11 protein-coding genes are annotated in these 12,226 nt (G+C 70.9%); 2 read left to right on the plus strand and 9 right to left on the minus strand.

Annotated features, from left to right (window positions below):
- Positions 1–8 precede the first annotated feature (8 nt).
- Complete coding sequence (locus ACPA54_RS31750) at positions 9–980, plus strand: alpha/beta hydrolase (protein WP_423534926.1); 972 nt, start codon at positions 9–11, stop codon at positions 978–980.
- Positions 981–1,118: 138 nt separating this feature from the next.
- Positions 1,119–1,892 (plus strand): class I SAM-dependent methyltransferase, encoded by a 774-nt coding sequence (locus ACPA54_RS31755; RefSeq protein WP_423534928.1) that lies wholly within the window; start codon positions 1,119–1,121, stop codon positions 1,890–1,892.
- Between the two features lie 22 nt (positions 1,893–1,914).
- Here the strand turns inward: ACPA54_RS31755 and ACPA54_RS31760 are convergent, their stop codons facing one another.
- From ACPA54_RS31760 to argH, 9 genes are all read right to left on the minus strand, one after another.
- Positions 1,915–2,373: a GNAT family N-acetyltransferase gene (locus ACPA54_RS31760; RefSeq protein WP_345680329.1), complete on the minus strand. Its 459-nt coding sequence runs from the start codon at positions 2,371–2,373 to the stop codon at positions 1,915–1,917.
- 177 nt (positions 2,374–2,550) lie between these two features.
- Entirely contained in the window at positions 2,551–3,372 is an 822-nt protein-coding gene (locus ACPA54_RS31765) for a MetQ/NlpA family ABC transporter substrate-binding protein (protein WP_423534930.1), read from the minus strand.
- A 29-nt stretch (positions 3,373–3,401) separates the two neighbouring features.
- Positions 3,402–4,097: a methionine ABC transporter permease gene (locus tag ACPA54_RS31770; RefSeq protein WP_345680332.1), complete on the minus strand. Its 696-nt coding sequence runs from the start codon at positions 4,095–4,097 to the stop codon at positions 3,402–3,404.
- 2 nt (positions 4,098–4,099) lie between these two features.
- Complete coding sequence (locus ACPA54_RS31775) at positions 4,100–5,221, minus strand: methionine ABC transporter ATP-binding protein (RefSeq protein WP_423534932.1); 1,122 nt, start codon at positions 5,219–5,221, stop codon at positions 4,100–4,102.
- Positions 5,222–5,648: 427 nt separating this feature from the next.
- Positions 5,649–6,167 carry a GNAT family N-acetyltransferase gene (locus tag ACPA54_RS31780; RefSeq protein WP_423534934.1) on the minus strand — a complete coding sequence of 173 codons (519 nt, stop codon included), beginning with the start codon at positions 6,165–6,167 and terminating at the stop codon, positions 5,649–5,651.
- Between the two features lie 145 nt (positions 6,168–6,312).
- Positions 6,313–7,158, minus strand: coding sequence for an SDR family oxidoreductase (locus ACPA54_RS31785; protein ID WP_423534936.1), 846 nt, complete (start codon positions 7,156–7,158; stop codon positions 6,313–6,315).
- A gap of 5 nt (positions 7,159–7,163) precedes the next feature.
- Positions 7,164–8,990 carry a wax ester/triacylglycerol synthase family O-acyltransferase gene (locus ACPA54_RS31790; protein ID WP_423534937.1) on the minus strand — a complete coding sequence of 609 codons (1,827 nt, stop codon included), beginning with the start codon at positions 8,988–8,990 and terminating at the stop codon, positions 7,164–7,166.
- A complete protein-coding gene (locus ACPA54_RS31795) occupies positions 8,987–10,225 on the minus strand; it encodes an alpha/beta hydrolase family protein (protein ID WP_423534939.1) in 1,239 nt (412 codons plus the stop codon). Before ACPA54_RS31795 ends, ACPA54_RS31790 begins: the two co-directional genes overlap by 4 nt.
- A gap of 487 nt (positions 10,226–10,712) precedes the next feature.
- Positions 10,713–12,131 (minus strand): argininosuccinate lyase, encoded by a 1,419-nt coding sequence (argH, locus tag ACPA54_RS31800; RefSeq protein ID WP_423534941.1) that lies wholly within the window; start codon positions 12,129–12,131, stop codon positions 10,713–10,715.
- Between the last annotated feature and the right edge of the window lie 95 nt (positions 12,132–12,226).

Genomic DNA, 12,226 nt, shown 5'->3' on the forward strand with positions numbered 1-12,226 from the left:
CTTCCGGCATGGACGAGGGCGGCAAACTGGTGTTCGGGGCCGATGTGCTGGGGGCTCCGTACGAGGCGGCGACCATCCGGTTGCGCGACGACGCCGAAGGCGAGGCGGTCGCGACGCTGGTGCGGCGCCGGGCGGAGACGCCGACCGGGCGCGCGGTGCTGTACGTGCACGGGTTCAACGACTACTTCTTCCAGCGCCACCTCGCCGACTTCCATATCGCGCAGGGGTTCGATTTCTATGCGCTGGACCTGCGTTCGTACGGGCGTTCGCTGCGCCCGCACCGCACTCCCGCGTACACCGACGACCTGGGCCGCTACGCCGAGGAGTTGGACATCGCGGCCCGGCACATCCGGGACGCCGACGGGCACGACACGCTGGTCGTCAACGGCCATTCGACGGGCGGCCTGATCGCCGCACTGTGGGCGCATCACCGGGCCGGCCGCGGGATCGTCGACGCGCTGGTGCTGAACAGCCCGTTCCTCGACCTGAACGCGCCGCTGGTGACCCGGACGGTCGGGGTGCGCGCGGTGCATGCGGCGCGGCACTACGTCGCGCGGCGTCCGATCCCGGGCGGTCTGGGCGGCGGTTACGGCGAAAGCCTGCACCGCGACCACCACGGCGAATGGGAGTTCGACCCGGCGTGGAAGGCCATCGAGGGCGTGCCGGCGTATGCGGGCTGGGTCGCGGCCGTGCACCGCGGACACCGCGCCGTGGCCCGCGGACTGGCGGTCGACTGCCCGGTGTTGGCGATGTCGTCGACGGCGAGCGTGGACGGCGCCATGTGGCGGCAAGAACTGCACCGGGCCGACGCGGTGCTCGACGCCGACCGGATCGCCTTCCTCGCCCCGCGCTTGGGCCATCACGTCACCATCGTCCGCATCGAGGGCGGTATGCACGACCTGGTCCTGTCCGTCCCGGACGTGCGTGCCGCGGTGTTCGACGAACTCGCCCGCTGGCTGCGCGCCTACGCGGCTCCCTGACCCGGCGGCCGGCCCCGTGGCACGCCGCAGCCGCCCCACGGCGCGGACTCACCGATTCGGGTTAACGCCAGGGGGCAACGCTGCTAAATCCCCGCGACGTGCGCCAACGTCTCCGCGGGGACTGCTACCGTCACCCCCGTGGGGGCTCACGAGGTGGCACGAAACGGTTACTCACGCGCGGCGGAGGTCTACCAACGGGCGCGGCCTTCCTACCCTTTGCCCGCCCTCGCCGAACTCTCCGACGCCCTGGGTCTGGCCGCCGGGCGCACCGTCGTCGATCTCGGCGCCGGCACGGGCCTGTTCACCCGGTTGCTGGCGCTGACCGGGGCGCAGGTCGTCGCCGTGGAGCCGGTCGCCGAAATGCGCGGGCGCCTGGCCGATTTGCTGCCGTCCGTGACGGTCACCGACGGCACCGCGGAACGCACCGGCCTGCCGGAGAACTCCGCGGACGCGGTGGTCGCCGCGCAGGCCTGGCACTGGTTCGACGGCGATGCGGCGCTCGGCGAGGTGGAGCACGTCCTCACCCCGGGCGGCGGCCTCGGCCTGGTGTGGAACACGTACGACGACGCGGTGCCGTGGGTGCGCGACTACCAGGAGATCTACCGCAGCCGCGCGCCCGAAGGCCTGCCTTCGCACCAAGACGGCGTATGGCGGGCCCGGTTGGCCGCCCGGCCGGGCTGGGGCGACGTGCAGGAACGGCACTTCCCCAACCCGCAGCGCATGCCGCGCGAAGGCGTTGTGGAACGCATGCTGTCCAGCAGCCACATCGCGTGCCTGGACGCGGCCGCTCAGGACCGCGTCCGGCGCGAGGTCGAGGACGTGCTGGACGCGCACCCGGAGACGCGGGGGCACAGCCACGTGGAGATCCCGTATACGACGGACGTCTACTGGACGGTTCGCACCGGGAACTGACCGCCCCCACCGGCGGAGCGCTTCAGGCCGAGCGGGCGCGCAGGCCCGGTCGCCGCATCTGCACGTGGGCGATGTCGCTGTCGCGGTAGGCCGCGCCGTCCCGGACGAAGCCGAACCGGCCGTACCACGCCTCCAGGTCGACCTGCGCCTCCAGTACGCACGGCAGGTCGCCGACCATGTCCAGCGCCTTGCCGAGGAGCATCCCGGCGACGTCCGAGCCGCGTTCGCGGCGCGACGTGCACAGCCGGCCGATCCGAGGCGAGCCGTCCGAGTCGCGCAGCAGGCGGAGCGCCGCGGCGATCTCGCCGTGGCGTTCGTACCAGAGCTGCCGGGCGCCGGGTTCCAGGTCGCGGCCGTCGAGTTCCGGGTAGGTCCGCTGCTGCTCCACGACGAAGACGTCGACGCGCAGGCGCAGCAGCCGGTACAGGTGCACCACGTCGAGGTCGAGGGTGCGCGCGGAGCGGAATTCCAGGTCGGTCACGGCGCTACGGTACTGCCGGTTCGCTCGGTTTCGCGCCATTTCGCGGCAAAACGAACCGGCCGGACCCCAGTGTCGGGATCCGGCCGGTTCGCAGGGTTTCGCCATACCCGGCGAGTCCCCGAGAAGCTCGGAGCGACTCGGTGAGACTCGGTGAGACTCGGAGAGCCCCGGCGGGAATCAGAAGGCGGCGAGCACGCTGCCCTGGTAGTTGTCGGTGATGTACTGCTTGACCTCGGGCGAGTTGAGCAGCTTCTTCAGCTTCTGCACGTTCTCGTCGTTCTCGTGGCCCTTCTTGACCACGAGGATGTTCGCGTACGGGTTGCCTTCGGCCTTCTCCAGCACCAGCGCGTCCTTGGCCTTCAGGTCGGCCTGGAGCGCGTAGTTGCCGTTGATCACCGACAGGTCGACGTCGTCGAGGGTGCGCGGCAGCTGCTCGGCGTCGAGCGCCTTGAACTTGAGGTGCTTCGGGTTGTCGGCGACGTCCTTCTCGGTGGCGTTGATGCCGACGCCGTCCTTGAGGGTGATCAGGCCGTTGTCGGCGAGCAGCTTCAGCGCGCGGCCGCCGTTGGTGGCGTCGTTCGGGAAGGAGACGGTGGCGCCGTCCTTGATGTCGGCGATCGCCTTGGTCTTCTTCGAGTACAGGCCGAGCGGCTCGAGGTGCACCGGGGTGACCGGGACGAGGTTCTTGCCGTTCTCCTGGTTGTACTTGTCCAGGTAGGGCTTGTGCTGGAAGAAGTTGGCGTTGACGCTGCCTTCGTCGAGCGCCGGGTTCTGCAGCGCGTAGTCGTCGAAGACCTTGACCTCGAGCTTGAGGCCTTCCTTCGCGGCCAGGTTGTCCTTGATGTAGTTGAGGATCTGGGCGTGCGGCACCGCGGAGGCGCCCACCGTGAGTGTGCCGGTCCCGGACGACGACCCGGACTTGTCGTCGTTGCTGCTGCACGCGGCGAGACCGAGTGCGAGTGCTCCGACAGCGGCGAGAGAAACGATTTTCTTGCGCACGAAGAGTGCCCTTTCCTTGGGTGGGGTTCTCAGCGGTGGCTCAGCCGGCGGGACAGGAAGTCCCCCACGAGCTGGACCGCTTGCACGACGACGACCAGGACGAGCACGGTGACGAGCATCGTCCGGTTGTCGAAACTCCGGTATCCGTAGCGGACGGCGAGGTCGCCGAGGCCGCCGCCGCCGATGACGCCGGCCATGGCGGAGTAGCCGATCAGCGCGATGACGGTGGTGGTGAGGGCCGCGACCAGCGACGGCAGTGCCTCGCGGACCAGCACCTTGCGCACGATGGTGGTCACCGACGCGCCCATCGCCTGCGCGGCCTCGACGAGTCCGCGGTCGACCTCGCGGATCGCCGTCTCGGCGAGCCGCGCGAAGAACGGGACGGCGCCGACGGTGAGCGGCACGATCATCGCGTCCGTGCCGATCGAGGTGGCGGTGCCGAACAGGCCCATCACCCAGCGGGTGAACGGGATCAGCACGATCATGAGGATCAGGAACGGGAACGAACGGCCGACGTTGACCACGAACCCGAGGATCTTGTTGACCGGCAGCCCGAACGCGTTCGCGATCCGCGAGTCGCGCAGCAGGCCGCCCTTGTCGGTGAGCACCAGCAGCACGCCGATCGGCAGTCCGAGCAGCACGGTGAACAGGGTCGTCCAGCCGACCATGTGGAAGGTCTCCTGGAGAGCCGTCCACAGCAGGGGGCGCAGTTCGTCCCAGGGCATGGTCAGGCCTCCTTGCGGGCCGCGTCGACCGCGGTCGACGGGGTCGCGGGGGTCGTGCGCGGGTCGGCGGGTTCGTCGAGGTCGGGGGCGCCGCCCTGGACGACGTGCAGACGTCCGCCGTTCGCGGCTGCGTTGCCGGCGTCCTGGACGACGTCGACCTGGAGGCCCTGCTCGCGCAGGTAGCCGATCGGCACGACGTTGTCCTCGAACACGCCGTCGAGGGCGAGCCGCATGCGGCCGACCTGGCGGCCGCCGACGGTCTCCACGGCCGCGCCGAGGATGTTGACGTCGACGTTGTAGGTGCGCGCCAGCGTGGACACGAACGGCTGCGCGGTCTCCGCGCCGCGGAAGGTGATCTCCAGCACCGTGCTGCCGCGGCCGGGCGCGGTCGCGGCGAGCGGGAACATGTCGCGCGCGAGGCGCGAGTCCGGGCGGGTCAGCAGGTCGGTGACGCTGCCGGACTCCACGACGCGGCCGTCCTCCATGAGCGCGGCGGAGTCGCAGATGCTCTTGACCACGTCCATCTCGTGGGTGATGAGCAGGATCGTCAGGCCGAGTTCCGCGCGCAGGTCCTTGAGCAGCGCCAGGATCGACCGGGTCGTCTCCGGGTCCAGCGCGGACGTGGCCTCGTCGCAGAGCAGCACGCGCGGGTCGTTGGCGAGGGCGCGGGCGATGCCGACGCGCTGCTTCTGCCCGCCGGACAGCTGCGCGGGGTAGGCGTTGGCGTGCCCGGCCAGGCCGACCAGGTCGAGGAGTTCGGCGACCTTGCGCTTGCGCTCGCGGCGCCCGACTCCGGCGACCTCCAGCGGAACGGCGACGTTGCCCGCGACGTCCCGGCTGCTCAGCAGGTTGAAGTGCTGGAAAACCATGCCGATCCGGCGCCGCTCGGCGCGCAGCGCGGATGCGGACAGGCCGGTCAGCTCGCGGCCGCCGACCTCGACGGTGCCGGACGTGGGGCGCTCCAGGAGGTTGACGCACCGGATCAAGGTGCTCTTGCCTGCGCCGCTGCGGCCGAGCACGCCGAAGATCTCGCCCTCGGCCACCTGCAAGTCGACGTCGTCGAGCGCGGTGACCTCGCGGTCGCGCGTGCGGAAGACCTTGGTCAGGCCAGTGGTACGGATCACCGTGGAGTCCAGGTTGCTCGGGGCCTGCCGGAGCGGCCGGGCAGCAGGCCCGGGATTCGGCAGGCTTCGGCAGGAATCGGGAATGAATTCAGCCGAAAACGACGGGGTCGAACGGAAAGGTCCGGGGCGCCGCTCGAGGGGCGCTCACCCGGATGCCGGGCCGAGAACTGCAGCGAGTCTCAGCAGCCGCACATTCGACACATTCGGCGCATGGCACAGCGAACCGTGGCAGGCGCCGCGGTCGTGGACATGTCAGCCGTGATGAACATGTCGTCGATTAAATCAGACGATCCGACCCGGCCCAAACGACGGCGGTGTGCAATCGGATACACCAAGGCCCCGGTGACCATGATTTCGCAGGTCAGCGGGGCCTTGGTGGAATGTTTCGCAGGTATGAACAGTCTATGACGCAGGCGGCGGGGGCGACTCAGGCGGCGAGGGAGGTCGCCTTCGTCAGGTACACCATGCTCAGCCGGGGACCGACGCGCTCGGTCCGGGCCTCGGTGTAGCCGAGGCGCGCGTACAGCCGCAGGTTGTCCTCGCTGCGGTGGCCGGTGAACAGTTCGAACGAGTCGGCGTGGCCGAGCTGCGCCTCGATCGCGCGCAGCAGCCGGGTGCCGAGGCCGTGGCCCTGGAGCCGCGGGTGGACGATCAGCCGGCCGATGTGCGCCACGCCGTCCGTGACGATGCCGCGGACCGAGCCGACGACCTCGTCGCCCAGGCGCGCGACGAGCACGGTGTGCGTGTCGAACTCCCCGACCAGGCTCGCCAGGCTCTGGACCAGCGGCGCGATGCCGTAGTCGTTGTAGAGCGCGGCCTCGCCTTGGTAGCAGAGGTACTGCAGCTTGAGGATCTGCTCGGCGTCGGATACGTCCGCCTGCGCGACCCGTACGTTCTGCCCCATCCGGTGCTCCCCTGATGTCCGGGCGCGGGCGGCCGGGGACACCGGATCTCGACGTCCCCGGCCGCCCGGAGCCCTGATTGCCCTGATGCCGTGCGGAACACGGCGTAGTTCCGTCACTGTTCCACACGGCTTTTCGGGTTCTTCTACCCGGGTCGGGGCATGCGGCACACCACGAAAAAGCGGTGGGTCACGGCAGGCCGATGAGCCGCCGCACCGCCTTGTCGCGGAGTTCCACACCGACCCGGAAGTTCTCCACGAACCGGCTGACCAGCAGGCTCGCGTGCGCGTCCCGGCCGACCACGTAACGGCCGTGCGGCTGCTCGGCGGTGGCGGCGTGGGCGACGACTTCGGCGACCCGCTGCACGTCGGTCCAGAACGGTTCGACGAGGGTGAAGCCGAGGTCGAGGCGGCGGAACGCGGTGGCGTACTTCGACCCCCGGTACCGGTGCGCGACGTCCGCCATCTCGTCGGTGATCCCGCTGCGGAACCCGCCCGGCGCGACGACCGCGACGTGGATGCCGGACCCGGCAACCTCCAGGCGCAGCGCGTCGGACAGGGCTTCCATCGCGTGCTTGCCCGCCTGGTACCAGCCCATCAGCGGATACGTGACCTTGCCCGCGACCGACGACACCTGCACGATCCGGCCCCACCCGCGGTCCTGCATGTGCGGGATCGCCAGGCGGGCCAGGCGGATCGGCGCGAACACCGCGGTCTCCACGTGGTGCCGGGCCTCTTCCTCCATGACCTCGGCCACCGGCGCGTAGCAGGTGCCGCCCGCATTGTTCACCAGCACGTCGGGCCGCACGTCTTCGACGACGTCCTTGCACCCGGCCGCGTCGGTGACGTCGAGGATCCGGGTCTCCACCGGGACGCCGGCGTCCGCCGCCGCGGCCTCGACCTTGCGGGCCTTGTCCGCCGACCGCACCGTCCCCACGACCCGCAGCCCGCCCCGCGCCAGCTCGAGCGCGGACGCGAGCCCGAGCCCCGAGTTGGCGCCGGTGACGAGCGCGGTCCGCAACGGCAGTTCGCTCATCGGGGTCACGCTCCGGTGGCGGGGGCCGCAGCGGACGCGGGCTTCCGGCGGGGCCGCGGGGTCGCGGCGGCCTTGGCCGTTCCCTCGGCCGCTTTCCGTCGCGGGTGCGGCGCCGCGGACTTCTGCGCCGCGGTCTTCTGTGCCGTGGACTTCTGCGCCGCGGTCTTCTGTGCCGGGACGAAGGGCACCCCCGGCGCGGCGGCAACGTCCCCGACCGCCGCGACCACGCCGCCGAGTACGGAGGCGGCCGTCTCCCCCGCGGCCGCACGGTGTGCCGACGGCTCCGGCAGCTCCGCCGAGTCCACCGGGTCAACCGGGTCAACCAGGTCCGCCAAGTCCGTCGGGTCCCCGTGCGGGATGTCCGGCGCCGGTGTCTCCGCGGCCGGCTCCCCCGCCGGTGCGAAAGCCGGCTCCACCGCCGGCTCGACGGAGGTCCCCGCGAACTCGTGCGCCGCCTTGAGCAGCATGTTGAGCTGCTCGACGATGCTGTCCGCGAGCGCGAACGGGTCGGGGAGCATCTCCTTGTCGGCCAGCACGCCGATGTCGATCTGGTCGTCGTAGCTCATGCCGCCCACGAAGAGGCCGAAGCCGTCCGCAACGATGCCCATCGAATGGAACGCCTCCACCTTCTGACCCTGCGAGTACAGGGCCGCCCGCGGACCGGGGACGTTGGATATGACCGCATTGCACACCGGCGGCAGGAGCGACGCGGCGTTCACGCCGCGGAACACGTCCCCGCCCAGGCTCATCAGCGCGGGCGGCGGCGTGTCGGCGAGGTTCGCCAGCATGTCGTTGCCCAACGCGCCCTGCACCGCTTTGGATGCCAGCGCGTTCTCGTGCACGCAGAGCAGGCGCTCCGCCGGGTCGACGACGTCGGTCGACAGGCCGACCAGCATCCCGGTGATCAGGTTGCCGCTCGACCGCGTCCCGCCCTTGGTCGCGTCGACCGGCACCGTCCCGACGAGCTGCTTGTCCGGCGTCTCGCCGAAATTGTCGAGCTGTTCGCGGATCGCGCCGCCGACGATCGCCAGCACCACGTCGTTGACCTTCACCCCGAACGTGTTCTTCACGGTCTTCACGTCGGACAGCGACACCGTGCAGAACCCGTACGAGCGTTCTTTCCCGACCTGCCCGTTGAACCGGGTCCGCGGCATGTTCAACGGCATCGCCTGCGCGAGCCGCCCGGTCATCGCGGCCGACACCGCCCCCTGCACGGTCGTGCCGAGCTGCCCGGCCAAACGCACCGGCATGCCGGCCACCGACTTCGCCAACTCGCCGTACCGGGCGAGCCCTTCGGGCAGCGGGTCCTCCTCGTCCGGCATCGGCAACGGCACGACCTCGCGCGACACCGCGCCGTGCGGGTCGGCGTCGAAGAAGACCTCCTGCATGGACGCGCCCGCACGTCCGTCGATGCACGCGTGGTGCACCTTCCACAGGTGCGCGATGCGGTTGTTCTCCAGGCCGTCGACCACCCACCACTCCCACAGCGGCCGGTCGCGGTCCAGCCGGTTGCGGTAGATCTCCGCGGCGAGCAGCGCGAGTTCGCGGCGGCCGCCGGGCGCGGGCACGGTCGCCCGGTGCAGGTGGTTGCGGAAGTCGAAGTCCGGGTCGGGCACCCAGTGCGGCCGCGACAAGCCCCACGGGCTGTGCACCAGCTTGCGGCTCAGCAGCGGCAGTCTCGGCAGCCGCGCCGCCAAGGTTTCCGCGAAGGCCGGGAAATCCACCCGGCCTTCGGTATCCGACGCGTCGACGACGGTGAGGCAGATGACGTGCATCGGCCAGGTCTCCGACTCCAGCGCCAGAAAGGCCGAGTCCAGACCGGAGAGCTTCACCAGGCGTTCCTCCTCCCGATGCCCGACGAAGTCAGGGCATCATCGACGAAGCGGCGGCTCTGCCGGTTCCACATCGCGCCGATGTGCGAGCCGCGGTACCAGCAGACCGACGGTTCCTCCCAGTGCTTCCACAGCCGGTACGCCTGCTGCGGGGTCGCCATGCGGTCGGCGAGCCCGGCGTACACGAACCGCCGTTCGACCGGCACGCGGGGCGTGACCGCCAGCGGCGACACGACCCGGTGCACGGCCTCCGCCTCGGCGCCCAGCAGGCCCGCGGCGCGGACTTCGCGTTCGACGTCGTCCGGCACGTGGTGCGACATCACCCACGCCATGTCGACGGACGGCACGCCGACGACGACGCAGTCGAGGTCTTCGACCCCCGCGAGCAGCGCGGCGACGTAGGCGCCGAGCGACAGGCCGTGCACGCCGACGGCCGTGGCGCCCTGGTGCCGGGCCCAGCCGATGGCGCGCCGCACGTCCCACACGGCCTGCGCAAGGCCGTGCACGTTGCCGAGGTAGTCGAAGGAGACGAACGGCGCGTCCTGGGTGCGCGACGCCTTGCGCGGCCCGTGCATCGGCAACACCACATGCATGACGTTGATGCCGAAGTCGCGGTGCAGGCGGGCGGACCGGAACGCGGCCAGGTCGGACGGGCGGCCCATGCCGAACCCGTGCAGGTTGACCAGCCAGGGGCGGGGCTTGCCCGGATGCCGCAGCACGTACGCCCAGACGCGCTGGTTCGCGCCGGCGGCCTGCCAGCGGGTGGCGCCGGGGATGCCGGGCCAGGGGGTGTAGCCGCTGTCGAAGGCGAGCTGCTCGTATCCGATGGTGCCGTACAGCTTGCCGCGCACGACCGGGTCGGTCAGCGGCGGCGGCTCGGGATGGAACAAGGTCGGGTCGTCGAGGAACGCCTCGGCGCGGAATTTGCCGACGGCTTCCGCGACTTCGTCGCGTATTCGGATCGCGTCCGCGGGCGCCGGGGACAGTCGGCCGGTGGACATGAACGCCACGACCAGCTCGTCGAGGAATGCCGCGGACACCAGCCCCGGGGTCGGGAACACCGTGGGCATGTCGGGGTAGTTGCGGCGTTCCGCCCGCAGCGAGCGGACGTAGGAGCGGACTCCGAAGCCGACCGAGCGCGGAACGCTGCCGAGCATCGCGCCGACCGGGATGTCGGACAGCAGGGTCGCGGATTTCTCCCCGTCGGAACGGAGTCGGCGCAGGCGTTCGAGCATGCGGAATGACCTCCCCGGGCGGTTTGAGGGACGGCGGGCCGGAGGCACGGCGGCACGGCACACCACGATCACGCACCGTGGCGCTTCCGCCACTGTGCGGCGATCCGACACCGGCGACATTAGTACGGAATCAACGGAGCGAACACAGTCACTTGCCAGTAGTAACGACGAATTCACACATCCGTGCGGAAGCTTTACTTCCGTTCATCTCCGACCAGTTGTCCGCTACACCGACGAAACGGAACCGCAATAACCGGTCGACACGTGTCGAACGACCGCGGTCCCGGACGGGTTTCGGCCATTCCGCGAGGGCGCAGCGGTGATCGTCCGGTGCGGCGATATCCCCCGGGAATTCACGGTGTTCGACCGCGGCGGGGACGGCACGCCCGTGCAGCCACGGGAGCCCGACGACCCGGCCCGGCCGGCTGCCGGAACGCGCAGCGGCCCGCCTCCGGATGTCCGGAGGCGGGCCGCTGGAAACAGATGCCTAGGCCTGCGCCCAGCTCCGCTGCACGTCCAGGCCCTTGCGGGCGTCGTCGAGCTGCTCGGCGACCCGGTTGGGCGCCGTGCCGCCGCGGCCGTCGCGGGACCCGATCGAGCCGAGCACGGTCAGCACCGACCGCACCTCGGGCTTGAGTTCCGGCGAGATCTCGGCGAACTGCTCGTCCGTGAGGTCCCACAGCTCCAGGCCGCGCGGCTCGCAGTACTTCACGCACGCGCCCGCGACCTCGTGCGCGACACGGAACGGCGTGCCCTGCTTGACCAGCCACTCGGCGATGTCGGTGGCCAGCGCGAACCCGGCCGGGGCCAGTTCCTCGAGCCGCTCCCGGCGGAAGCGGAGCGTCGCGATCATGCCGATGAACGCGGGCAGCAGGACTTCGAGCGTGTCGATGCTGTCGAACACCGGCTCCTTGTCCTCCTGCAAGTCGCGGTTGTACGCGAGCGGGAGGCCCTTGAAGGTGGCCAGCAGACCGGACAGGTTGCCGATGAGCCGCCCGGACTTTCCGCGCGCCAGCTCGGCGATGTCCGGGTTCTTCTTCTGCGGCATGATCGACGAACCGGTGGAGAACGCGTCGTCCAGTTCCACGAAGGAGAATTCCTTCGTGTTCCAGATGATGATCTCCTCGGACAGCCGCGACAGGTTCACGCCGAGCATCGCCGTGACGAACGCGAACTCCGCGACGTAGTCCCGGCTGGCCGTGCCGTCGATCGAGTTCGCCGCGGACCGCGAGAACCCGAGGTCGCTCGCCACCGCCTCCGGGTCGAGGCCGAGCGACGAACCGGCGAGCGCGCCGGAGCCGTACGCGGACTCGTCGGCCCGCTTGTCCCAGTCCCGCAGCCGCTCGGCGTCCCGGGCGAACGCCTGGACGTGCGCCAGCAGGTGGTGGGCGAGCAGCACCGGCTGCGCGTGCTGCAGGTGGGTGCGGCCCGGCATGGCCACGTTGATGTTGGCCGCGGCCTGCTCGACGAGCACTTCCTGCAGGTCGGCGAGCAGCGCGCCGATGGTGCGGGCGTGGTCGCGCAGGAACATCCGGCCGAGCGTGGCGATCTGGTCGTTGCGCGACCGGCCGGCGCGCAGCTTGCCGCCCAGCTCCGGGCCGAGGCGCTCGAGCAGGCCGCGCTCCAGCGCGGTGTGCACGTCCTCGTCCTCGATGGTCGCGGTGAAGGTGCCCGCGGCGACGTCGGCTTCGAGGCTGTCGAGGCCGCCCAGCATCCGGGTCAGCTCGTCGTCGGTGAGCAGCCCGGCCTTGTGCAGCACCCGGGCGTGGGCACGCGAACCGGCGATGTCGTAGGGCGCGAGCCGCCAGTCGAAGTGCACGGACGCGGACAGCTTCGCCAGCGCCTCGCTCGGGCCGTCGGAGAACCGACCGCCCCACAGGCGGGTCGACTCCTTGTCGTTCGTCACGGGAATCCTCCGGCGTGTCCGGCGCCCCGCCGTCGGGACGGGGCACGGCACGCGCTTTGCTGGGTGGTGCGGGGGCTGGTGGTGCGGGGCTGGTG

It is taken from the genome of Uniformispora flossi, from assembly GCF_049534875.1.
Taxonomy (GTDB): Bacteria; Actinomycetota; Actinomycetes; order Streptomycetales; family Streptomycetaceae; genus Yinghuangia; species Yinghuangia aomiensis.